At 50.1% G+C, this 24572-nt stretch carries 20 protein-coding genes; 9 read left to right on the plus strand and 11 right to left on the minus strand.

The window, feature by feature from the left end; translation table 11 throughout:
- The first annotated feature begins 36 nt into the window (after window positions 1–36).
- The 3 genes from argF (at window position 37) to QYE77_RS01465 (ending at window position 3245) form a co-directional block, all read left to right on the plus strand.
- On the plus strand, window positions 37–960 hold the full coding sequence (gene argF / locus QYE77_RS01455; RefSeq protein ID WP_315623558.1) for an ornithine carbamoyltransferase: 924 nt from the start codon (window positions 37–39) through the stop codon (window positions 958–960).
- A gap of 25 nt (window positions 961–985) precedes the next feature.
- Window positions 986–2197 carry an ornithine--oxo-acid transaminase gene (gene rocD, locus QYE77_RS01460; protein ID WP_315623560.1) on the plus strand — a complete coding sequence of 404 codons (1212 nt, stop codon included), beginning with the start codon at window positions 986–988 and terminating at the stop codon, window positions 2195–2197.
- Window positions 2198–2312: 115 nt separating this feature from the next.
- Window positions 2313–3245, plus strand: a complete 933-nt coding sequence (locus QYE77_RS01465) for a DMT family transporter (RefSeq protein WP_315623562.1) — start codon at window positions 2313–2315, stop codon at window positions 3243–3245.
- Here the strand turns inward: QYE77_RS01465 and malQ are convergent.
- Genes malQ through QYE77_RS01490 form a run of 5 tightly spaced genes read right to left on the minus strand, consistent with a single transcriptional unit; the run spans window position 3242 to window position 10017 of the window.
- Complete coding sequence (gene malQ / locus QYE77_RS01470; RefSeq protein WP_315623564.1) at window positions 3242–4780, minus strand: 4-alpha-glucanotransferase; 1539 nt, start codon at window positions 4778–4780, stop codon at window positions 3242–3244. The two genes, QYE77_RS01465 and malQ, sit on opposite strands and share 4 nt — an antisense overlap.
- Before the next feature lie 27 nt (window positions 4781–4807).
- Window positions 4808–6274, minus strand: a complete 1467-nt coding sequence (locus tag QYE77_RS01475) for a glycogen synthase (protein ID WP_315623566.1) — start codon at window positions 6272–6274, stop codon at window positions 4808–4810.
- 10 nt (window positions 6275–6284) lie between these two features.
- On the minus strand, window positions 6285–8285 hold the full coding sequence (locus QYE77_RS01480) for an amidohydrolase family protein (RefSeq protein WP_315623567.1): 2001 nt from the start codon (window positions 8283–8285) through the stop codon (window positions 6285–6287).
- Between the two features lie 30 nt (window positions 8286–8315).
- On the minus strand, window positions 8316–9479 hold the full coding sequence (locus QYE77_RS01485; protein ID WP_315623569.1) for a competence/damage-inducible protein A: 1164 nt from the start codon (window positions 9477–9479) through the stop codon (window positions 8316–8318).
- On the minus strand, window positions 9466–10017 hold the full coding sequence (locus QYE77_RS01490; RefSeq protein ID WP_315623570.1) for a hypothetical protein: 552 nt from the start codon (window positions 10015–10017) through the stop codon (window positions 9466–9468). The genes QYE77_RS01485 and QYE77_RS01490 overlap by 14 nt, the downstream gene beginning before the upstream one ends.
- 106 nt (window positions 10018–10123) lie before the next feature.
- Between QYE77_RS01490 and QYE77_RS01495 the strand changes: the two genes are divergently transcribed.
- The 3 genes from QYE77_RS01495 to QYE77_RS01505 are packed head-to-tail and all read left to right on the plus strand — an operon-like array spanning window position 10124 to window position 13161.
- Entirely contained in the window at window positions 10124–10489 is a 366-nt protein-coding gene (locus QYE77_RS01495) for a YraN family protein (protein ID WP_315623572.1), read from the plus strand.
- Window positions 10476–11471 (plus strand): tRNA (adenosine(37)-N6)-dimethylallyltransferase MiaA, encoded by a 996-nt coding sequence (gene miaA, locus QYE77_RS01500; protein WP_315623573.1) that lies wholly within the window; start codon window positions 10476–10478, stop codon window positions 11469–11471. Before QYE77_RS01495 ends, miaA begins: the two co-directional genes overlap by 14 nt.
- Before the next feature lie 7 nt (window positions 11472–11478).
- Entirely contained in the window at window positions 11479–13161 is a 1683-nt protein-coding gene (locus QYE77_RS01505) for a long-chain-fatty-acid--CoA ligase (protein WP_315623574.1), read from the plus strand.
- A 31-nt stretch (window positions 13162–13192) separates the two neighbouring features.
- Here QYE77_RS01505 and QYE77_RS01510 read toward each other — a convergent pair whose 3' ends face one another.
- The 6 genes from QYE77_RS01510 to secD form a co-directional block, all read right to left on the minus strand.
- Entirely contained in the window at window positions 13193–15313 is a 2121-nt protein-coding gene (locus tag QYE77_RS01510) for an acetate--CoA ligase family protein (protein ID WP_315623575.1), read from the minus strand.
- A gap of 106 nt (window positions 15314–15419) precedes the next feature.
- Window positions 15420–16400, minus strand: coding sequence for a 2-hydroxyacid dehydrogenase (locus QYE77_RS01515; protein ID WP_315623576.1), 981 nt, complete (start codon window positions 16398–16400; stop codon window positions 15420–15422).
- Window positions 16401–16405: 5 nt separating this feature from the next.
- Window positions 16406–18298, minus strand: coding sequence for a molecular chaperone HtpG (htpG, locus tag QYE77_RS01520; protein ID WP_315623577.1), 1893 nt, complete (start codon window positions 18296–18298; stop codon window positions 16406–16408).
- A gap of 93 nt (window positions 18299–18391) precedes the next feature.
- Window positions 18392–19426 carry an NAD-dependent epimerase/dehydratase family protein gene (locus QYE77_RS01525; protein ID WP_315623578.1) on the minus strand — a complete coding sequence of 345 codons (1035 nt, stop codon included), beginning with the start codon at window positions 19424–19426 and terminating at the stop codon, window positions 18392–18394.
- A gap of 198 nt (window positions 19427–19624) precedes the next feature.
- Entirely contained in the window at window positions 19625–20560 is a 936-nt protein-coding gene (secF, locus tag QYE77_RS01530; RefSeq protein ID WP_315623579.1) for a protein translocase subunit SecF, read from the minus strand.
- Between the two features lie 11 nt (window positions 20561–20571).
- Window positions 20572–21987 carry a protein translocase subunit SecD gene (gene secD / locus QYE77_RS01535; protein WP_315623580.1) on the minus strand — a complete coding sequence of 472 codons (1416 nt, stop codon included), beginning with the start codon at window positions 21985–21987 and terminating at the stop codon, window positions 20572–20574.
- Between secD and QYE77_RS01540 the strand changes: the two genes are divergently transcribed.
- From QYE77_RS01540 to QYE77_RS01550, 3 genes are read left to right on the plus strand one after another with little or no spacing between them, the layout of a single operon-like run.
- Window positions 21956–23389, plus strand: coding sequence for a hypothetical protein (locus tag QYE77_RS01540; RefSeq protein WP_315623581.1), 1434 nt, complete (start codon window positions 21956–21958; stop codon window positions 23387–23389). The two genes, secD and QYE77_RS01540, sit on opposite strands and share 32 nt — an antisense overlap.
- Window positions 23382–23600, plus strand: coding sequence for a hypothetical protein (locus tag QYE77_RS01545; protein ID WP_315623582.1), 219 nt, complete (start codon window positions 23382–23384; stop codon window positions 23598–23600). The genes QYE77_RS01540 and QYE77_RS01545 overlap by 8 nt, the downstream gene beginning before the upstream one ends.
- 28 nt (window positions 23601–23628) lie before the next feature.
- The gene (locus tag QYE77_RS01550; RefSeq protein ID WP_315623583.1) at window positions 23629–24567 is read left to right on the plus strand and encodes a lysylphosphatidylglycerol synthase transmembrane domain-containing protein; all 939 of its coding nucleotides are present in this window, start codon (window positions 23629–23631) and stop codon (window positions 24565–24567) included.
- Window positions 24568–24572: the final 5 nt, after the last annotated feature.

The following is a 24572-nucleotide window of genomic DNA, read 5'->3' on the forward strand; positions in this document are numbered from 1 at the left end:
ATAACCTCATCAATCCCATAATGCTCGGAGTGAACCATGAAGCGAGATTTCATTCACGTTTCGGATTATTCTGCTACCGAGTTGCAAGCCATGCTGGATTTGGCCGTGCAACTCAAAAAAGAATGGCAAGCGGGTGGTAATCCGCCTTTGCTCAAAGGTAAAGTCTTAGGAATGATTTTTCAAAAACCGAGTCTACGGACACGGGTAAGTTTTGATATGGCTATGCGTCATTTGGGAGGTGATGCGCTTTATCTCTCTCCCAATGAAATCGGGTTGGGCCAGCGTGAATCAATAGCCGATGTCGCGCGCGTGCTCTCAGGATATGTGGATGCCATAATGGCACGAGTATTTGCTCATGACCATGTGCTGGAATTGGCTAAATGGTCAACCGTGCCTGTTATCAATGGGCTGAGTGATTACAACCATCCCTGCCAGGCCATGGCCGACGCGTTGACCATCCAGGAAGAGTTTGGCAGTTTGAAAGGACTTAATGTCACTTTTGTGGGTGATGGAAACAATGTAGCCGTTTCGTTAATGCATATTTGCACCAAATTGGGGGCGAATTTCACCATAGCCTGTCCTGAAGGTTATGATTTACCACCCCAGGCGGTTGAACTGGCTCGTTTCTTCGCTTCAACCAGCGGGAGCCGCTTACGCTTCTTGCGAGATCCTCACGAAGCCGTGCGCGATGCTCACGTCATCTATACCGATACCTGGACCAGCATGGGACAAGAGGCCGAAGCCAAAAAGCGTGAGGCTGTATTCCCTCCTTACCAGGTCAATGCAGCTTTGGTTGCCGAAGCACGGCCCGATGTCATTGTGATGCACTGCTTGCCGGCCCATCGCGGGCAGGAATTAACGGACGAAGTAGCAGATGGACCGCACTCGCGCATTTTCCCTCAGGCGCATAACCGTTTACACGCTCAAAAGGCGATCTTGGTGAAGTTACTAGCAAGTTGAAATTGGAGTTTTAAGGGATAAAAATATGCTGACAAAAACTCAGGAATTAATCGAGTTAGAAGAACTGCATGGTGCTCACAATTACCATCCCCTGGACGTGGTGCTCACACGAGGTGAAGGAGTATGGGTGTATGACGTGGAAGGAAAGCGCTATTTGGATTGCTTGAGTGCCTATTCTGCGCTCAACCAGGGGCACGTGCATCCGCGCATTCTTGAAGCGATGATTGAACAGGCTAAAAAGATCACCCTCACCTCGCGGGCGTTCCGAAATGATCAATTACCCCTATTTTACAAAGAGATTACTGAGTTAACCGGCTACGAGATGGTGTTACCCATGAATAGCGGTGCAGAAGCGGTCGAGACGGCGATCAAAGTTGCCCGAAAATGGGCGTACCAGGTTAAAGGGGTGCCACGTTATGAGGCCGAGATTATTGTGGCTGAGGGCAACTTTCATGGGCGCACCATTTCGGTTATTTCCTTCTCGACTGAACCACTGTACAAAAAGGACTTTGGTCCCTTTACCCCGGGTTTCGTGATCGTACCTTTTGGTGATGCCAACGCTATTGAACGGGCAATAACACCAAATACCGCGGCGGTATTGCTAGAGCCTATTCAGGGAGAGGGTGGAGTTAGAATTCCACCTGCAGGCTACTTGAAAGACGTTAGCCGCATTTGTCGTTCTCATAATGTGCTTTTCATTGCCGATGAAATTCAAACAGGCTTGGGGCGAACCGGTAAGTTGTTCGCCTGTGATCATGAGGGGGTGCGTCCTGATATGATGATTGTGGGCAAGGCACTCTCAGGCGGTTTTTACCCCATTTCAGCCGTGCTTGCTGATCGCGATATAATGGGTTTAATTCAACCGGGAGAGCATGGTTCTACGTTTGGCGGGAATCCGTTGGCGGCAGCGATTGCCCGCGCTGCTTTACGCGTGATTGTAGAAGAAGGCTTAATTGAAAATGCGGCGCAAATGGGGGAGTATTTCTTGGAACGACTGGCGGAAATCCCTCAACGGAACATCAAAGAGGTTCGTGGTAAGGGACTTTTGATCGGGGTAGAACTGAAGCATGAATTGGGCAACGTGCGGCGATATTGTGAAGCGTTACGCGAACGGGGTATCCTGGTTAAGGACACTCATGAGCACGTCATTCGCTTCGCACCGCCCCTGATCATTAGCCGGGATATTATTGATTGGGCTATGCCGCACATCCAAGAAGTGCTCACGGCCAATCTTTAATCATGAGAGAACGATCAAGATTGCTCCTGAGGAGGAAAACCGTCCTTGGGAGCATTTTTAAAAATGGAATATTTCAAAAAATTTGAAGGAGTTTTATCCTTTTGAGGCCTTTGGGTTGGAAAAGCGCTCTCGGAAAATAATCCCTTTTTTTGTTCTTCTTCTTGGCATCTTGGCAATATCCACCGCATCCATTCTGATCCGTTTCGCCCAGCGCGAGGTGCCCTCATTAGTTATTGCCGCCTATCGTTTAGGTATTGCAACACTGCTTTTATTCCCCCTGGGGTGGAAACGTAAATACACCGCTAACCTCAAGGGCAAAGATTGGGTGTGGCTCGTTCTGGGTGGTTTTTTTCTGGCCTGTCATTTTGCGGCGTGGATCACCTCTTTAGAACACACCACTGTTGCCAGTTCGGTGGTGCTAGTAACCACGACGCCGCTTTGGGTGGCACTTCTGTCCCCTTTAGTTTTGCATGAGAAACCCGGTTCATCTGTCTGGTTAGGGTTGATTATGGCAATGGTGGGCAGCATTTGGATCGGCCTGCAAGGAAATTGCGCCTTTGAGGGGATGAGTATTTCCTGCCTGATGGGAGATTCGATCCAAAAACGAGACTACTTGGTGGGTAATCTCCTCGCCCTATCCGGGGCTCTTTTTGCTTCAGGTTATATGTTGGTAGGCCGGTATTTTCGTCCCCGAATCTCACTATTGCCATATATTACGATCGTGTATGGTGTGGCAGCAGTGTGTTTACTGGGCTTTGTCGGGATCGCCCACCAACGCCTATGGCCTTATTCGGGGCGGGCCCTGATCATTTTAGTAGCGTTGGCGATCGGACCACAGATTCTGGGACATTCAGCCTTTAATTGGGCCCTGCGCTTTCTGCCGGCTTCTTTCGTAACCCTTGGTTTACTAGGTGAGCCAGTGGGAACAATGATTTTAGCCTCGTTATTTCTGGCAGAATTGCCTACCTGGGGGGAAATTGTGGGAGGCGGGATTATTCTTGCGGGAATTTACCTCGCCTCCCGTTCTACCCTTTCCACGCCAAATTAATTGGTTTGAAGATCTACCTCACCTGACGGTTGAAGCGAGTTTTCGGAAGAATCACGGCGGAAAATGTAATTAATCTCCGCTAAGCGTTCTGATAATGCAGGATTGAGGTCATTACTTTTCATACGCCAGGTCCAATTCCCATAGGGGCGCCCTGGGTAGTTCATGCGTGCTTCGTTCCCCAAGTTAAGCACATCCTGCATTGGGGCAAGAGCCATAATGGCAACGGAAGACCAAATGGCTCGTATCATGTACCAAGCGATGTCGTGATCGGAACAAGCCAGATAACGGCGGGCGTAATCACGGGCTTTTTCGTCAACGCGGTTGTACCATCCACGAGCGGTATCGTTATCGTGAGTTCCGGTATAAGCCACACAGTTTTTCTCATAGTTATGAGGCAAGAAAGGATCCTCGGGCCCTCCCTCAAAACCAAACTGGAGGATTTTCATACCTGGAAAGCCAAAGCGCTCCCGTAACGCGACAACGTCTGGGGTGATAACCCCCAGATCTTCGGCAATAAAGGGTAAGTCGCCGAGTGCTTTCTGCACGGCTTCAAAGAAGTGCAGACCAGGACCAGATACCCATTGTCCTTTCTCTGCTGTAGGGTTACCGGCGGGAACTTCCCAGTACGCTGCAAACCCACGGAAGTGATCCAAACGGATGATGTCCACAAGTTGAAGCGTAGAACGAACGCGTTCAATCCACCAGGAATATCCCTCTTGGGCGTGGTAATCCCAGCGATAAAGTGGATTACCCCATAATTGGCCGGTAGGAGAGAAATAGTCCGGTGGAACGCCAGCGACAACGGTTGGGTTTCCGGCTGTATCCAGGTAAAACAGATTGGGATTTGCCCACACATCACTGCTATCGTACGAGACAAAAATTGGAATATCTCCAATGATCTGGATTCCCTTACTGTGGGCGTAGTCACGGAGAGCATTCCATTGCCGGAAGAATAAAAATTGAGAAAACTTAAAACTATCAATACGCCTGGAGTTTTTTTCCTTGAATTCCGCCAAAGCCTGAGGATGACGTTGACGAAATGCGGGATCCCATTTATTCCAAGGAGCGCCTTGGTGCGCAGTTTTCAAAGCCATGAAGAGCGCAAAATCATCTAACCAATAGGCCTGTTCATTTTTGAACCTCTCGAACTCTTCCGCCCATGGAGCGGGGTTCTTTTCATATTCTTGAAAAGCACGGTCGAGCAGTCCCAACTTCCAGGGGATTACTGCACCGTAGTCCACAGCGTTTTCTGGAAATGCCGGTCGCTGGCTCAAGTCGTTTGTTTGGAGTAGTCCTTCTTCATATAGAAGAAACGGGCTGACAAGATATGGATTTCCGGCAAAGGCGGAAAAACATTGATAGGGTGAATCTCCGTAACCGGTTGGTCCCAGAGGGAGCACCTGCCAGAGTGTGCACTGTGATTCGGCAAGAAAATCAATCCACTGGTAGGCTTCTGGGCCGAGGTCGCCGATTCCATATGGACCCGGCAGGCTGGTTGGGTGCAAAAGAATACCTGAGGCACGGGAAAATTCCATTGGTGATCCTCCATGTGCTGAAATGGGTTATGTATCGAGTAATTTCTGATAAAGCTCAAAATACGCCTGTGCGGACCGCCGCCAGGAGAAATCCTTCTGCATTGCCCGTTTTTGAATTTCCACCCAAAGATTGGGGTTGTGATAACAAATTAGTGCTTCACGCAGTTTTTGAGCAAAAGCCTGAGGGGTAGGATCTGTGAAAAGAAAACCCGTTGAGCGCTGTAGGGTGGGGTCATCTTCAATGGTGTCTCTTAGGCCTCCGGTAGCACGGGCAACTGGAATGCATCCATAACGCATAGCAATCATTTGTGTTAACCCACAGGGCTCATAGCGCGATGGCATCAGCAAAATGTCACCCGCTGCATAGAGTTTGCGGGCTAATGTCACATCCAAGCGTGGGAAGAAGCGGACCCTATCAGGATAGGTTTGAAAAAAGTCGGTACACATTTTTTCCAAATTGGCATCCCCGTGCCCCAGGATGATCAAATTCCATGGTTGGTCGGGCAACAAGGCCAAGCCTTCCAAGGCGATGTCAATTCCTTTTTGGCGATCCAGACGACTGACAATGATGAGTAATGGAACGTGAGGCTCAGTATCCAATTGCACTTCACGCAACAAGACTTCTTTATTGTGTTGTCGTTCTACCAAATGCTGCCAGTCATAGGGAACGGCAAGGGTGAAATCTTTGGCCGGATTCCATTCTTCTTCATCCAAACCATTTAGGATCCCACTCAGGTGGTCCTTGCGTCCTTGAAGGAATATCTCCAGCCCACAACCGAATTCGGGCGTAAGGATCTCTTGGGCGTAGGTTGGAGAAACAGCATTGATGTGGTCAGCTGCCCAGAGCCCCATGGGAAGCGGAAGGTTCTGCGCCCATTCCGGTAACGCAGTAGACTGAGCAGGTGGGATTAAATAATAATCAAGCACAGGGCGAGCTTCTTGTCCCATGTATGGCAAGTTGTGAATGGTCAGCAAAGACCGCACTTTTCTAAGGCTGGGGTGCGTGATTTGCTGCATTCGCAGCATGTATACCGCTAAAGCCGTATGCCAGTCATTCGCATGAAGAATGGTTTCGCCCCACGCCGTGACAAGGTATTGAGTCAGAGCGAGAGCGGCAAGGGAAAAGAAAACGTATTTCTCCCCATCGGTTGTACTACCAGTGTAAATGGGAGCATCCGGCGGAATTGGTGAACCGCTGATCAAGTAGAGAGGAACGCCTTGAAATTCACTTTGGAATATGGTGGCGGGTAATGCTCTACCATTGGCCGTTTCAATCTCGAACTCGGTGAATTTTTGAACGGAGTCCAGTTTTTGACCGATGCCCGCATGCATGGGAAGCACTAATCGAACGTCGCATGAGGAAGACGTTAAGCGCCGCAGAGCGCGTGGGAGCGAGCCGGCTACGTCAGCGAGCCCGCCGACCTTGATTAATGGTGCGGCTTCTGCGGCGAGGAAAAGCACCCGGACAAGACGAGACGAAGCCTTTTCTAGCATCGCGCTTTTGTTAGGTGTGAGTTGAAGGGGTGTCTTGCAATATCATCTCGATGTAATCCTGAGAGATGGTCTTTTCCGGCGAGGCACCCAGTAACTGGATCAAGTCTACCACACGCTGGGATTTTTGTTCGGCGTCTTTGCGACTCCAAGTACGGCTTTTGACCTCTAGGAAGTGGCCCAGAGGGGGATGGGTCACACTATCTACATTGACAAAGAATTCTGTGCCCTGAAAACGCACCAGATAGCGATAGCGTTCTTTCTCAATTTCAATCATTTGCTGGGGTTTGAAGTATTCGCGATAAAAGCGCAGGCTGTGAGTGGCTGTGGCCAGGTAACGGCTGCGGGAAAGCAAAACTTGTTTCGCAAATTGCCCTTCGCGGCTAGGACCGATCAGGGTCAATCGTGTGCGAACTCGAGACACTCGTCCATCGGGTTCGACAAAGTGATCTTCGCGGAAGCGCAGGCGGCTGTTTTCCGGGGGAGCAAACAGGAAGTAGGTATCATATTCTTGATAATGGCGTTGACGAAGGATTTCAATATCGGGATGACTTTCAATAATCTGGCGGATTAATGCCGGATCATCAACGACAACCTTAGCTTGCACTTCAAAGGATTCTTCCTCAGCGGTCTCTTCACCCAAAGCAAGCAGTTTGGAGAGCAGGGATTGTTCACGTTGAATGAGGAAGTAATCAATTCGTCGGGCATAATCCTGGCTGGCGCGGATTAAATCGGCTTCGTTGATGCGTAGTAATTCACGATCGCGCATGAGCCAGCGCCCGTTGACCATCACATCGGTAACATCAGTGGATTTTGCCGCATAGACGATTTGGGCGTAGATTCCCTGAGAGTCGCGGTGAAAGCGAGGTGAATTATGAATTGCGCGTAAATCCACGAGGATTAAATCGGCACGTTTGCCGGGTTCGAGGGAGCCAACCTGATCGCCGATATGTAATGCTTTTGCTCCTAGCCGGGTTGCCATGGCTAAAGTTTGGCGGGCAGGCAGTGCTGTTGGATCACTACTGGCGCCTTTTGCCAGGAATGAGGCTAACCGAATTTCCTCAAACATGTCAAGGTCGTTATTCGAAGCGGGTCCATCCGTGCCGATTCCCACATTAACGCCCAATTCCAGCATACGCTTCACCGGCGCGATTCCGGAAGCCAGTTTCAAATTGGAAGAGGGGTTGTGTGCTACACCAGTGTTGTGATGCACCAGGGTACGAATCTCCCCTTCATCGATATGAACGCAATGGGCCGCAATCACCTTTGCTTGAAGCACATTTTGCTTCTTGATATAAGGCACCACTGGCATTCCCTGCTCGAGGCGCATGGTTTCAACTTCTTGTTGGGTTTCCGAAATATGGATATGGAGAGGGACATCGAATTCCAAAGCCAGTTCGGCAGCGGCTTGCAACATTTCCGCGGTGCAGGTATAAGGGGCATGAGGTCCAACGGCTGGCGTAATGAGGGGGTGCCCTTTCCAGCGCTGAATAAAATCACGGGTGTACGTCAGGGCCTCTTCAAAGGATTGAGCATCGGGGGTGGGAAACTTTAAGACGGTTTCGGCACAAACGGCACGCATACCGATTTCTGCGGTCGTCCTCGCGACGTCATCCTCAAAGTAATACATATCGGCAAAGGTCGTAACACCACTACGAATCATTTCGGCACAGGCGATTTGAGTGCCCAGGCGAACAAAATCAGGCGAAACAAATTCACGCTCAACGGGCATCATATAGCCCAGCAGCCAGACGTCCAGGCGTAAATCGTCAGCTAGGCCACGAAGCAGCGTCATTGGTACATGGGTGTGGGCGTTGATCAAGCCGGGCATCAGGACTTTACCCTGGCAATCTATCATTTGGAGCGTGGTATATTGATTCAAAATCTCATTTTCTGAACCTACAGCCACAATGGTGTCACCCCGGATGACGATGGCGCCGGGTTCGTAAATGTGGAAGGCTTCATCCATAGTAAGAATTACGGCATTTTTGAGGATCAAATCGGCGGCAGGCATAGATAATTGCTCTCCTGTATGGGTATGAATTTAAATCGGGTTGGTGATCAGCACGCGACGGATGAAATCAAAGGCTGTATTAATTGCCCAAATTGAGCGGTTGGCAGGGGGACCACCAAAATAACGCTTATCCGAAATCATAATGGTTGGGGTTCTGGTTTGTAGTAACAATTCGGCGACAGGCCCATTCTCTTGCATATTTGCAACTAAGAACACATCAGCCAGATGATCAAATTGGGAGAGTTCTACCTCGATTGTGGGTTTTAACTCAAGACAGGGGGCTTGAACATTGAATATTGCAATATTTTCAAAGTGGCCGTTGATCAACATATCGGTCAGCGAGTTACTGTCAAAGCCACAGGTAAGTACGTGTAGTGACCAGCGTTTTTTATTTAGTAAATCAGCAACGGTCTGAACCAGTGTTTGTTCGTTCGTCCCATAGATGGAGTCCCCTAAGAGGGTACGGATTTGGGCCGCGAGGTTCTCGAGCATTTGGTCGGCTTCGGCTTCGGTAGCGGCTTTGACGGTCAGTCGAATATCCACCATTCCGGGGTGGGCGGCAAGCCCAACGGTGGGATTGATCAAGCGCTCAAAATCAGCCAACCATTCATCAATCTGAGATTCGGGAATTCCGGCGGTTCGGAGCACAAGCGTTTTGATGATTCCCTGTTGACCATAATGCTCTTTTAAGTAAGGGGCTACTTTATTATTCATGAGATATTCGAGTTCTTTTGGAACGCCAGGTAGACTGATGACAACACGTGAACCAATTTCACAATAAAAGCCGGGTGCAGTTCCAACCGGGTTTTCAATGGGAACTGCTCCTTGGGGAATATATGCCTGGCGACGGGCGTTTTCTCCGGGTTGGCGACCAAAGCGATGATAGCGTTCTGTGATTTGTTGCCAGAGTTCAGGTCTAAATTCCAGCGGCACTCCCAAGGCCATGGCTATAGCTTCACGCGTGGGGTCGTCAACGGTGGGCCCTAGACCACCGCTAGTGATTACAATATCCGCTCGTTGCAGAGCTTCGCCTACTGCATTGGCAATACGGGTAACATTATCTCCCACCAAGGTGGCTCGGAACATGTCAATACCTAAATTTCGCAAGATGCGTGCGATGAACTGGATATTGGAATCCCGTATCTCGCCTAAGAGCAACTCGGTACCAATGGCAATTACTTCAGCGTTCGTCATAACCTTCCGTTGACTTCAGTTGTTTCTCGATTATACCCACCATCCAAGCACTGCGGGGAATAAAAAGGATATTTTCGCGTTCAACCGCAAATTGATCTAATTGGTTGATGCTTTCGATGAGTTGAGACGGATCGGTCAAAATCAAAAAATTGTTATCTAACCAGGCCCTCAAAGTTTCACTACGAGAAGAGGAATCACACATTAATACCAGCGAAGCGATTAACGTGGGCTGTGAAAAGGATGCCACCAAACCATTTTCGATGGCTTTATCAGTACTATAAGTATCCCATATGCTAAGATCTATCGGATGTCCTTTGATCTTTTTCCCAGTTATGCTTTTCTGGAGATTTTCCAGTGTGGTGCGAACTTCAGAACACGATTGGTCACCACTCAATGGTGCGATAACGCCAAAAAGGATGGTTTCGCCAGGATAAATCACGTAACAGCCCGCAGGATCGTTGCAAGGGGATCCTGGTTTTGCACACGCTGCTAACATCAATAGAAGAAGCGATAGCAGGAAAGGCTGAATTGCGCGCATACGTCGTTTACTATCTGAGTTTAGCATAGAATTATGGTACGGCGGAAACCAGAAGTGATTTTGAAATCCCGAATTGGCTGGGGTAAAATCATGGACGAGATTGCAAATGATATCCCATAATCGGGCTTTAGGCGCCTGGGGCGAACAACAGGCAATAGATTATTTAGTGGCTCGTGGGTTTGTGATGGTAGAACGGAATTTTCACACACCTTACGGGGAAATTGATCTGATTGTAAAACGAGCCGATGACTTAGTTTTTGTGGAAGTCAAAACTCGATCTTCGGATGCCTTTGGATGGCCGGAACTAGCCTTGACGAGACAAAAGCGAGCACATCTGCTTAATGCTGCGTTGTATTATCTGCAACAACACCCGGATTTTGAGGGAAACTGGCGCGTGGATGTCATTGCAATTCGGCATTCTCGGGAAAAAGGATCCCCAGAACTAGTTTGGATTGAAAATGTCGTGGTGTGAAATTCCCCGACCGCTTGTTGTTATTGTTGGGCCGACCGCGGTGGGCAAAACGGAGATTTCTATCCAGGTTGCCGAGCGCTTAGATGCAGAGATTGTTTCGGCGGACTCGCGTCTCTTCTATCGAGGTATGGATATTGGCACGGCTAAACCTTCATCTGAGGAACGCCAGCGCGTTATTCATCATTTGATTGATGTTGCCGAACCAGACGAGGTGTGGAGTTTGGCGTTATACCAGCGAGAGGCCGCTCGAATTATTGAGGAGATTCATCAGCGCGGTAAATTACCCCTTTTGGTAGGTGGCACCGGTCAGTATGTGCGAGCGATCATTGAGGGTTGGGAGATTCCCCCTCAGGCGCCCGATCACCGTTTACGGGAGACCTTGGAGCGATGGGCAAAAGAGATCGGTGCTGAGGAATTGCACCGGAAATTAAGGCTCCTTGACCCGGCTGCTGCTCAAGCCATTGATCCACGTAACATCCGACGCATAATCCGTGCCCTCGAGGTTATCTTGGGAACAGGAAAGCGTTTTTCAGAACAACGGCGGCGTGGAAAGGTGCCCTATTCCTTGCTGATCGTGGGGTTAAAGCGTCCGCGCACGGAACTCTATAAAAGGATAGACGAACGGATAGAGAAAATGATTCATGAAGGATTGGTTGAGGAAGTTAAGGCATTACTGGCTAAGGGTTATTCGCCTGAATTGCCGCCGCTTACTGCCATTGGGTACCATGAAATTATTCGCTACTTGCGAGGTGAAATAACCTTGGATGAAGCAATCACCCTGATGAAAAGGCGAACACGTGATTTCGTACGCCGACAAGCCACCTGGTTTCGTGAAGATGATCCCCGGATTCATTGGCTTGAGGTCAATGAAGGGACTGTAAATGAAATCTTAGTCTTGGTTGAAGATAAGACGGCGTGGCAAATTTACTCAGAGGAGCGTGGTTCCGCGCTCCAATTCCAAGGCACAGAAAAGAAGGGTTAGATTTACTATGGAAAGACCCTGGTTAAATTACTACGATCCAGGCGTACCTCATACGATCCATTATCCTCAAGTTGCTTTACCGTGGTTTTTAAGCCAAGCGGCTCAGCAGTTTCCTTCGCGGGCTTGCACCATCTATCGCGACCGAACCCTTTCTTATGCTCAGGTGGACGCGCTAAGCACCCATTTATCGCGATGGCTGTGCGCCTTAGGGCTACGGAAGGGGGATCGGGTTGGGGTTGTGTTACCCAATTCACCCCAATTTGTGATTACCTTCTATGCCGTTCTTAGGGCCGGTGGTATTGTGGTGGCATTAAACCCGGCATATCGAGAACGTGAACTGGCCTACCCGATAACTGATGCGGGAGTTCGAATGGTGGTGGGGTTGCGGCAACTGGCCGGGGTATTTACAGCCCTAGCGGATTACACGCCATTGGAATGCTGGATTTTAACCGATGATGAAGACTTAGACCTTTTGGAGAGATGGGCACAACCTCTGAAAAGCAACCAAGCGGCGATTGAAGGACAGCGTGAACTACATCTTTCTGAACTTCTTGGTGTTCATCCAAGCAATGAAGTTCCCTTGCCGTTGTTGAACCCGGAGGATGCCGCGGTTTTTCAATATAGCGGAGGTACTACCGGAATTCCCAAGGCTGCTATTGGGTTACATCGCAATTTGGTCGCCAACACATTACAGTTTCGGCATTGGCTGGTAGGGTTGCGCGAGGGGGAAGAGGTAGTCCTAGCCGCCATCCCACTATTTCACGTTTATGGCATGGTGATTGCGATGAGTGTGGGAATCGCCTTGAGCGCAAGCCTGGTGTTGGTTCCGGATGCACGAGATACCGAGACCGTTATTTATAACATCCAAAAGTATCGCGCGACACTCTTCCCCGGTGTACCATCCTTGTATCAGGCCATCAATCGCCATCCCCAAGTGTTGGCAGGTAAGGTAAACCTCACTTCAGTGAAGGCGTGTATTTCGGGCTCTGCACCGCTGCTCCGTGAGACCAAGTTGGAGTTTGAAAGGTTAACAGGCGGAAGAGTAATGGAGGGTTATGGATTGTCCGAGGCACCAACTGCCACGCATTGTAATCCAATGCAAGGCGAGAATCGAATTGGTTCTATTGGTCTGCCTCTCCCGGATGTGGACTGCCGAATTGTCAATGTGGAAGATGGGATCACACCATGTCCGGTGGGGGAACCAGGTGAGTTGATCATCCGTGGGCCACAGGTCATGGCAGGTTATCATCAACGACCCGAAGAGACTGCACTTACCCTACGTGAAGGTTGGTTGTACACCGGTGATATTGCCTACATGGACACCGAGGGCTATTTCTACTTGGTAGACCGAAAGAAAGATTTGATTAAAGTGGGGGGATTTCAGGTCTGGCCGCGTGAAATTGAGGAGGTACTCTCAACTCACCCCGGGGTAAAAGAGGTTGCTGTCGCGGGTGTGCCTCATCCTCAGAAAGGAGAAATGGTTAAGGCTTGGGTTGTACTAAACCCCGGAATAAGTTTGAAGGCTGAGGATTTAAAACGTTGGTGTTCGGGCCATCTTGTACGATATAAGGTGCCGGAGGAGATTGAATTTGTGGATATTTTGCCACGCACGGCTGTGGGTAAGGTTTTGCGTCGCGAATTGGTGCGTATTGAGGTTGAGAAAAGGCAGAAGAACAGCGAGGCCGGTTAACTCACCGGCCTCGCCTTTTCTAATGCAACTTTTACTTCAACGGTTTTTTCTTGAGAATTATCCGCGCATCTACGACTTTAACCCCCTTACCAATCTCATAAACCAGTACGGGGTTGGCGTCTGATTCACTTACCTCGTCAGCGAGGTCAAGAATCATGGTCGCATAACGGCAAATGGTTTCGGCCAAAGCCTGGCGGTCACGCGGCCCTTCACCACGAACCCCTGCTAGAACCGGGGCGCCACGGATTTCATCCAACATGCGTTGAGCCTGGGTTGCTGAAACTGGTGCAACGCGAAAAGTTACATCTTTGAGCACCTCGACAAAGATCCCACCCAAACCAAACATAACCGTGGGGCCGAAGGTAGGATCGTTTACCGAACCCAAAATCACTTCGGTACCCCAGGGAGCCATTTCCTGTACTGCAATCCCATGAATGCGCGCATCGGGCTTGTAGGATTTGGCGTTGTTCAAAATGGTGCGATAAGCCTCACGCACCCCTGCATCGTCTTTGATGTTGACCTTTACTCCGCCAGCATCCGATTTATGGATAATGTCGGGTGAAACGATCTTCATTACCACCGGGTAGCCGATTTCATGAGCAATCTGTACGGCTTCCTGCTCGCTGGTTGCCAGGCGGGTTTCTGCTACCGGGAGATTGTAGGCTGCAAATACTTCTTTCGCCTCGATTTCAGTGAGCACATCACGTCCTTCGGCTCGTGCATGGGCAATGATCTGGCGGGCGCGCTCTGGGTTGTTGGCATCGCATGTAGCGAAGTTTTCGCTTAGTGTTTCCTTCATACGCGCGAATTCCCGTAGTGCGGCTAAGGCATTTACGGCAATATCCGGGGCCCCATAGGCAGGAATGCCGTGTTCAACCAACCAGCGCATGGCATCTTCGGAACGTTCCCCACCAACAAATGAGACAGCGACGGGTTTGTCGGTAACGCCGCTTTCGTCCACCGCTCGGCGGATACTTTCGGCAATCTCTTGGGGATCGGTCATCGCGGTTTCGCAGTAGAGAACGGCCAAACCATCCACCCAGGAATGAGGTAGAGCGTGGCGAATGGCATCGAAATACCAATCAGCGCCGGCCATTCCGGTAAGATCTACTGGATTCTTGGGCGAACCAAATTCGGGCATGTATTGGCGCAATTCATTCTGAAGATCCGCAGGTGCAAATTGTAAAGGTAAGCCGTATTTTTCAGCGGCGTCGGTGGCTAGAACGCCAACCCCACCGCCGTTGGTGATAATCAAAAGATGATCGCCACGCATTGGAGGCTGTAGAGAGAGGGCAAGTGTGCGATCAAAGAGATTATCCAAGTCGCTGGCCTGGACAACACCAGCCTGCTGGAAGGCGGCGCCGTAGACCCGAGCCGCGCCAGCCAAGGAGCCGGTGTGAGAAGCCGCAGCAGCGGCGCCATGTGCAGACACACCTGCTTTCAGAGCGATAATTGGCTTACGAGCATTTCGGGCGGCTTCAATAAAACGACGTCCTTCTTTGAAACCTTCAATATATAGGGAAATACAAGAGGTGTTCTCGTCCTGGTCCAGCCAGGTGATCAAGTCGGAAAAATCAACATCCGACATGTTTCCGATTGAGATCAATTTATCGAACCCAACGCGGCGAATAAACGTCGCGGCGTCAATTGCGATTAGTAATGCCCCACTCTGGGAGACTAAAGAGGCTTTGCCAGGGAGTGGAAGGAAGGGGGCAAAAGAGCCGTTGAAACGGTCGGTGTTACTGAGAACGCCTACAATATTGGGCCCCAGTATGCGCATTCCATAGCGGTGGGCTGTCTCGACAAGGGCTTGTTCCAGGTCTTTTTGGCCAACCTCGCTGAAACCCGACGTGATAATGATCAACCCTTTGACCCCTTTTTGCCCACATTCTTCAATCGCAGGAAGTACGGCCTTGGCCGGAATGGTGATAATGGCGGCATCTACGGAGTCGGGAATTGCGGTAACATTGGGATAGACCTTAAGTCCAAGGAGTTCTGAGGCGTTAGGGTTGACGGGATAAATGCGCCCAGAAAACCCCCCCTCAATCAGATTTTTAACAACGGTGTAACCAATCTTTCCGGGTTGCGTAGAAGCGCCGATAACCGCCACACTGCGCGGACGTATTAAACTGGTTAAGACGTCTTGGGTCACGATAGTCCTCCCATTTCTGAAGTCGTAAACATGCCGAATTTTAACCGCATTTGGTCTGAACAAATGTACCGATTTGGTGGGTCATTAATCACAAATGAGGGATAAATCATTGATAAACCTCGGGGTTAACGCAATAGGGGATGGGTTTACCTGCTAGTGCCGCAACAACATTATCCACTGCCATGAAAGCCATACGGCGTCGCGTTTCGCGGCTTGCGCTGGCGATGTGCGGGGTGAGGACGACGTTTTCCATGAACAGTAATGGGTGGTTGGGGGGTATTGGTTCAGGGTCAAATACGTCTAACGCCGCGGCGGCAATGACTTTGTTTTGTAATGCCCACACCAGTGCCTCTGAATCCACAACGGCACCGCGTGAGGTGTTGACCAAGATTGCTGATGGTTTCATTAGGGATAATCGTTCACGATTTACCAAATGGTATGCCGCAGGTGTATAGTTCAAGTGCAGGCTGAGGATGTCAGAAAAGCGGAAGATATCTTCGAGAGAGACATAACTGGCACCAAGTTCTTGCTCGGCGTCTGGTTTGCGTTGTCTACTATGATATATGATGCGCATATTAAATCCTTTGGCACGCCGCGCAACGGCCTGACCAATGCGCCCAAAGCCAATGATTCCTAAGGTAGCGCCATAGACATCAAAGCCAGTAAGTACGTCAGGACCCCAAGGTTTCCAAATGCCCTTTCGAACCTGGCGGTCTGCTTCGACAACACGGCGAGCGGCAGCGAGGATAAGCGCCCAGGCGAAGTCGGCGGTCGTTTCGGTGAGTACACCTGGGGTATGACCCACGGGGATTTTTCGTTCTGTTGCTCTTGCGACATCTATGTTGTCAAAGCCAACCGCCATTTGACTGATGACCTTTAATTTAGGCGAGGCGGCTTTGATAACTTCGGCGTTAATCGGATCGGTAAGCATGGTGATAATCCCATCGACATGAGAAATCTTATCTAACAGCACACTTAATGGGGGAGGGTCTTCCTGGGGCCATACTTCCACATCAGCCACTTCCTGCAAGCGCGCGGTGGCATCAGTAGCGATTTGTCGGGTAATAAAAACCAGTGGTTTTGTCATCTGAATTACTCCTGCTGGTGTTTTGCTTTGAGAGCGTGAAGAAGGATCTCATATTGGCGTTTGACCATGTCATTAGGATTAGGATGGAGACCTTCCAGCAGTAGCATACCCTCGTAAATTTGTTCCACACTTAACCGGAATAGTGGATCGGTCTCTGGGAGAGTATTTAGATAGTGGATGAGCGGATGAAAAGGATTGATCTCTAAGACCAATTGAGGGATGGACTGATCGGCATTCAGCAGGCGATAGAGGCGTTGGAGTTCTTGAGGTGGATCACCCTGCCTCCCAACCAAACGTGCGGGTGATTCGTCCAAGCGTTGGGTTGTGCGGACATCGGCAACCCGGTCACCAAGGATAGATTTTATTCGCGAAATCAAGCGCGCTTCATCTTCAGTGGAAAGTGGTTTTTTTTCAGTTTCTTGTGCTTCAGAAGTTGTATCCGGTGGTGATAGTTCTTCGGTGGCTGCGTTGGCAATTTCAAGGTTTTGGTATTTCTTAAGGTGAAGCATCATAAAAGGATCCATTGGGTCGGTCAACAACAGCACATCGTAATGGTGGCGGCGATAAATCTCGAGGTGAGGACTGTTGAGCGCACTTCCGACCGAATCACTGATCAGGTAATAGATTTTATTCTGGCGGGCGGGCATGGTGAGGATGTAGTCATCTAAAGAAAGCCACTGATCTGGCTTGTAGAGTGTGGGGAAGCGGAGCAATGGGGTGAGCAATTCACCGAATTCCTCATCGGTTGCAATACCTTCGCGGATGTAACGACCGAAACGTTGCCAAAAAGTGATGTAATCCGCCGGTTTTTCCTTGGCCCAGTTTTTCAGGGCTTCGATAAGGCGGGTAGTAAGGATGCGTTTCAATTGGGCTAAGAGACGTGTGGCTTGCACTGACTCGCGAGACACATTGAGTGGTAAATCCTCGGAGTCAACTACACCATCCACAAAACGGAAAAACGAGGGAAGTAGATCGCGATTGTACTCTTGAATCAACACCTTGCGGGCATATAATTTCAAGCCTTCCTCTTGGCGGGCGCTTAACAAGCCGCGCTCAGGTGAGGCTGGAATATACAGAAGGGCGTAAACTTGGACCGGTGCATCAATGACCAAGTGCAAATGGAAAAGCGGCGGTTGGAAATCCAGCGTAAGTTGTTTATAAAAGGACTCGTAGTCTTCAGGCTTGATCTCTTTTGCGGGTTGACGCCAAAGAGCACTTTGACGGTTGACGGGTTGTTGGTCATCCCCAAGATATATTGGATAGGGAATGTATTCGGAGTGCTTTTTGATGATTTCGCGCAAGCGAACGCTCTGGGTAAATTCATTCGCGTCTTCCTTCAGGTAAAGGATTACCTCTGTTCCGCGATTGGTTTTCTCGGCGGGTTCAACTTGGAATGTCTCTTGTCCTCTTGAATACCAACGGGCTGCTGAAGCATTAGGTTGGTAAGAACGTGAAATCACTTCTATCTGATCGGCAACCATAAAGGCTGAATAAAAACCAACTCCGAATTGACCAATGATATCATTAGGATTAGCCTGCGTCTCCTTAACAGCCTGGATAAAGGCCCGCGCTCCTGAGTGGGCGATTGTTCCCAGATTTTCGATCATCTCCTCGGCGGTCATGCCAATGCCAGTATCAATAATGCGCAGAATCCTTTTCTCAGGCTCTGGGATGAGGGTGATTTTTAATTCGACCTCGGGGTCAACTACCTCGCGCTCGGTCAGGAGGATGAATTGCATCCGTGTTAGGGCATCGGCGGCGTTGGAAATTAGTTCGCGCAAGAAAACTTCACGTTCCGTGTAAAGTGAATGAATCAAGATATCAAGCAGTTGTTTCGTCTCAGCCTTAAAAGTAAGGGTTTGGCTCTGAAGGTTGGCCTCATGAGTTGATTCGACCATTGTTTTACCTCCGATCACATGATTGAGGTGTTAACAACGGTAAAATCCACAGTCCGACCAAAAGTAAGCCTGTATGTCCAGGAATAGATGGGTTTATCTGACTTGGCGTGCCACTTCGTACCGCTGGCGTACTGCTGGTATCAAATACTCTGAAAAGGCGCGTTCCAAATCATAGTCGGGTTGCCAGCCCCAATCTTGGCGGGCTGCGGAATCATCTACATCTTCCGGCCAGGAATCAACGATTTTCTGACGGTTGGGATGGGGGTCGAAAGTGATCTCGGCTTCTGGGAAGGCTTTTTTGACAATCTGATAAAACTCTTCAGCGCTAATGCTAAAACTAGTGACGTTATAGACGTATTGGCTGAGGGCACTGCGCGGAGCGGCCTCTAGCTGAAGCAAAGCCTTAATGGCATCGGGCATTGCCATAAAGGGCAGGCGTGTATCAGGGCGCACAAAGCACTTATAAGGGAGACCCTGAGCGGCATGATGGAGCATTTCGGGGCCATAATCGCTCGTGCCTCCGGTCGGGAGAGTAACAGCGCTGATTAACCCCGGGAAGCGAATACTGCGGAAATCCACGCTACTTTGCCCATAATCCGCTGCTAATTGACGGTAGTAACGAGCATAGTACCGCCCGAGGTGTTCGCAATAAAGTTTATTGCAGCCATACATGGTGGTGGGTTCAAGCCAGTTGTATTCCTTTACTTTTCCAGCACAGCGTTTAGTCTCGAGATCAGGGAGACCGTAGACAGCGATGGAACTAGGATAAAGGAATTTTACCGGCTTGCCTTGCCATTGAGACTGCTCCACCGCTAGCCGCAGCAGGTTCAAAGTCCCCTCGACATTTACTCGATGAGCTGCTTCAGGGTTGTATTCGGCTTTCGTAGAAAGGATGGAGGCTAGATGATAAATGGTGCGTATTTCAAACTCAGCCACCAAACGGCCAAGAAGCATCGTGTCTAAGATATCCCCTTGAATTGCACGCAAACAGTAAGGCTTAAGATGATCATCCAGGGGTTGAACATCCAGGGCGATAATGTCGAAAGTGCCTTGCTGTCCAAGATGTTGAATAAGGCCATGGCCCATCTCGCCATTGGCACCAGTGATCAAAACCACCTCTTTGCGCATGGAAAATCCTCTCCTCTCAAGAGTTATCTTTGGATGGATAAATTGGCCGTTTCCCAACGCCAATATAATTGTAGCCGTCTTGTAGCGTGTCGTCATTCGCCAGATTTCTTGACTTTTGTTGATAATTGACACCATTCGGCAACAAAAAGCCGGCGACCAAAACCTTAGCCGCCGGCTTTCGTTGATAAGGTGAAGTGGTTAGGCAGTAGCCTGCCGCTTAAACCACGTCTTCCACTCTTGATTCTCCCATACCACCAGGATAGGAGCAGCAACAAAGATCGAGGAATACGTACCGCTGAATAACCCAACCAACAAAATGACTGCAAATTCGCGCAAGGTAACACCTCCAAAGAGCGCCAACGAGAGCAGCATAAATTCAACCGTCATCAATTGGGTGTTAATGGATCGTTGGAGGGTCTGAATGATCGAGTGATTGGCCAGTTTCTCAAAAGGCAATTTGCGGTAAATACTGCTGTTCTCGCGAATGCGGTCAAACACCACGATCTTATCCTGGGTTGAGAATCCAACTACGGTAAGCAACGCCGTTAAGAAAAGCGAGTCCATTTGCCAACCGAAGAGGATGCTGCCGATTCCAACCAAACTGAACACGACCAGGATGTCGTGAATCATGGCGATAATAGCACATACCCCATAACGGAAAGCATGGGGGATACCGCGGAATGCATAGGTGATGTACAAGACAACAGCCAAGGCCGCTACGGCTACAGCCAGCGCTGCTCGTTCGGTCACTTGTTGGGCGATCACCGGACCCACACTATCAAACCGGTTGACGACGATATCCGGGGCGTTAAACCGTTCTTGCATGGTTTGAACAATTTTGATTTTAGTCTCATCGTCTATGAAAGGAGAACGAATAACTAGAAGATCACGTTGGCCACTAGGGCTGAGGGCTGTTTGAACTTGTACTTCTTTGAATCCGAGTTCGGTGTAGAGATTGACCACCGATTCGGTGTCTGGCAAATTACCGCTGGGAAATCGCAATTCCAATATGGACCCACCCTTGAAGTCAATGGCTAAAGGGAGACCATTAACAGCGAGGATGATTAACCCTGGGACAATGACCAGGAGGGAGAGGGCAAAGAAAAGATAGCGTTTTCCAAGGATATCTAACATGGGGGCTCCTTCTAGAGGCCAAACCAGCCTGGTTTTTTATCCACGTTCTTGAAGAGATCGAAGACAGTTGTTTCAAGTAGTGCCCGGGTGACAACAATAGCCGTGAAGAGGCTAACCATAACACCAAGGGCTAAGGTTAGCGCAAAACCCTTAACAAAACTGGCACCAAAGGTTGAGCCAAACCAGAAGAGAATGGCACTGGTGATCAGCGCCGAGATGTTGGAGTCGCGAATAGACGACCACGCACGTTTCCAACCCAAATCAAGAGCTTGGCGCAGGTTGCGACCGTTTCGCAACTCTTCTTTGAGGCGTTCAAAGATGAGGATGTTGGCATCCAAGGCGCTACCCGTGCTGAGCAGGAATCCGGCAATACCCGGTAAAGTTAAGGTTACCGGAATGGTCTTGAAGACGGCAAAGGTAATCGCAGCATATGTCAATAGGGCGAGATTAGCAACTATTCCCGGTAAACGATAATAAATACCCATAAATAGCATCACAATTATGAAGCCAATGATTCCCGCCAGTAAGCTCTTCTGCAAGGAATCCTGCCCCAGGGTCGGACCGACAACGCGAATTTGCTCGATATTTAGCGGGATAGGAAGGGCGCCATAGCGTAACTGAACAGCCAAGGCATTGGCACTCTCGCTGGTGAAGTTACCTTCAATTTGGCCTCGGCCTTCGGTTATGGGTTCGCGAATTACCGGGGAGGAAATGACGCGTTTATCCAATACAATTCCCAAGTACTTACCGACATTTTGGGTTGTCCATTCCTTGAAAATACGCGCCCCTTCGTCGGTGAATTCGATATCCACAACATAGCGTCCTAAAGTATCGCGGCTTACGCCCACGGATTTCAAATCACGTCCGGTAAGCACAGTGTGATAGCGGGTGGTTGGTGTAGCAGTTGGAGTGGGTGAACTTTCAGGAGTGGTTTCCGGTGTAGGCGTTTCACCAATTGTAGGGGTTATCGTGGGAGCAGGGGTCTCGGTACTCGTGTTGGTTGTTATACCGAAATCGGTCTCGATGATGGTGCCTTCTGGCACGGGAGTGTCGCCAAAGTCTACAAATTCCAGTTGACCGACCTGGCGAATTTTGTTAATGACATCCTCAGCATTGGTCGCTCCGGGGAACTCTCCCACGATGATTCGTTCGCCTGCGGTCTGAAAAACCACCTCACTAACTCCCAGTGCATTACTCCGGTTTTCCAAAATAATAGCGGCATCCTGGAGGTTCTGTTGAGTTACGGCTATCTCCGGAGGAACGCTGAGGATGACCTGCATACCACCACGCAAGTCAAGTCCCAAGACGGTTTCAAATCGTTTTTCAAAATTACCTATCTTGATACCGGGGTTTTGGGGAAGGTCTATCCAGATGGCAGCAATGAGGAGAATAGCGATGAGAATTAAGTTGACGTGTCGTTGCTCCATTCGCATTGGCCTCCGATTCACAACAATTGCCAGCGTGGTCGCTGGTGCTCGCACGGATTATACTCCGGTTGAGGTGGAAGAGGTAGATATCGCATTCTATCAAATAAAATGTTACCGAGGTATGATCGTTCACTCAAAAGAAAATGTTACCGGAGTGAACGAGATGGCCGAAACCGATCCAATGACCGTAGATGAGCGTCGCAAGTACTTACACAAGATACGGCTGCGGTACTGGCGGGCGGAAGGGCGCAAAGAGCGCAGCCGTCTGCTGGATGAAGCCCAGGCCGTGACCGGCCTGCACCGCAAATCGCTGATCCGTTTGCTGAATGGGGAGCTAGGACGCAAGCGGCGTAAGCGGGAGCGCGGCAAGAGGTATGGGCCGGAGGTAGATGCGGCGATTGCGGTGATCGCTCGCAGTCTGGATTATCCCTGTGCCGAACGTCTGCAACCGAACCTGGTCTGGATGGCCAGGCACTTGCAAGCGCACGGTGAATTGCTCCTGAGCGAGACAACGCTGGAATTGCTGGGAAAGATCAGCATTTCCAGTGTGCGGCGGCGCTTGCCGGCTTCGCAACGGGCTGCCCAGCGCCTGGCGCATCGGGTGGGACGCCCGGCCCCGACTTCCAGCGTGAAGTCGTTCATCCCGATGCGGCGCATTGCCTGGGAGGAACGTCAGCCCGGGCACCTGGAAGTCGACCTGGTGCACCACTGCGGCTTAAGCTCCCAGGGACAATACGTCCACACCCTGCAACTGGTGGACGTGGCCAGTGGCTGGAGTGAGTGTGTGGCAGTGCTGGGACGCTCCTGGCTGGTCATGCAGGACGGCTTTGAGCGCATTCGCCAGCGTTTACCCTTCGCAATCCGCGAATTGCACCCGGATAACGGCAGCGAGTTCCTGAACGCCCATCTCCTGCGTTACTGGAAGGACAAAGTGAAAGCAGACGTTTCGCGCAGCCGTCCCTTTCACAAGAACGACAATCGCTTTGTGGAAGAAAACAACTTCTCGCTGGTGCGCGCCTATGTCGGCTATGGTCGGCTGGACACGGTGGAACAGACCCATTTGCTCAACCAACTCTATGACAAACTCTGGCTATACCATAACTTCTTCCAGCCCGTCCTGCGCCTGCAAGAAAAACGCATCCGCTCCGAACAAACGCCTGCCAAAGTCAAACGTATGTACGCTCCTGCCATCCCGCCTCTCGAACGGCTCATCCAGGCCGGTGCACTCTCCCCGGAGAAACAGGCGGCCTGCCTGGCCCTGCGTGAGCAAACCAATCCCATGCGCTTGCGTGAAGAGATCCAGGCGCTGGTTGACCGCCTCGCCCACCTGCCCTGTGCTCCAGAGGGTCAGGTGGAGGATGTCCGCCTGACCTTACAACAGCCAGAGCATTCACATGTCTGATCGGCTGGTCGTTGGCTATCAGCGCTTGTGTGGCACCCCCGAAGGCCAACTGGCCAGATTGTTCTTTGACATTCAGCTTTTCCATCCCACCTTCCCTGAAAGGAGTGGCCGCTTGGGTAACATTATCTTTTGGCAGAACAATAGCCGTTCGGTAACATTATCTTTTGGCTTGACACGGATATTGGAGGAATTTCCGCCCTGGTCAGGGTGAAGAATTATGCATAAAATTCACCTTGCCAATGGATGAAAAGAATTCTCAACTCACAAATGCACCCAAGCGCCTCTCTCTATGGCGGTTGATTGGCACGCTCCTGGGGATAGCATTGACAATCTATCTACTATTCTCTTATGGGTTAGATGAATTTCTCCGTATGCTTAAATCGGTTCCGTTAGGTGTTTTCCTCTTAGCTTTGGTCTTCACCTTTCTTTCGCGGTTCATGGTGACACTTCGATGGTTAGCTCTCTTGCGCGCGGCGGGAGTACGCATGACCCTCCGGCGAGCACTGCGCTTGGTTTTTATGGGGCTATTTGCGTCAAATTTCTTGCCCACCACGGTGGGGGGTGATGCTGTGCGGCTAATCGGTGTTCTTCAGCATGAGATGAAAGCCAGCACAGGGGTGGCCTCACTACTGATGGATCGCGTTGTTGGTTCTATCGGAATGGCAACGTTGTTACCTTGGGGAATTCCAATGATCTGGCCAACGATTGAACGCTTTTTTATGACGTGGTGGGCTCTACCAGTAATGGTGAGAACTTGGTCAAATGTTGTTGATCGAAGCCGTCGCTTTGTGAAAGGTGTAATTGAAACTATCGGTATTTGGTTGAAACGCCCTTATGGCATTGTGTTGGCTCTTTTAGCGACCTATGGTCATATGGTATTTACATTTCTAGCGGCATGGGTGCTTTTGGGGAGCATGCAACAGACCATATCGTTTTTTCAAGTAGGGACTTTGTGGAGTCTGGCCTATTTTGTTACACTGATCCCTATATCCATCAATGGGCTAGGAATTCAAGAGTTTTCCCTTACCTTTCTGTTCACCCATTTTGGGGGAGTGGAGCCAAAGGCCGCGCTGGTTTTGGCAACACTCATGCGTTTGCTTTATATGCTAGCCAGTCTGCCAGGGGCTTTATTTCTTTCAGAAATTACTGCCAATTTAGGAATGCGTCCGCGCGGCTAAGTGGG

Origin of the sequence: Thermanaerothrix solaris, from assembly GCF_032334255.1 — a bacterium.
GTDB lineage: Bacteria > Chloroflexota > Anaerolineae > Anaerolineales > Anaerolineaceae > Thermanaerothrix > Thermanaerothrix solaris.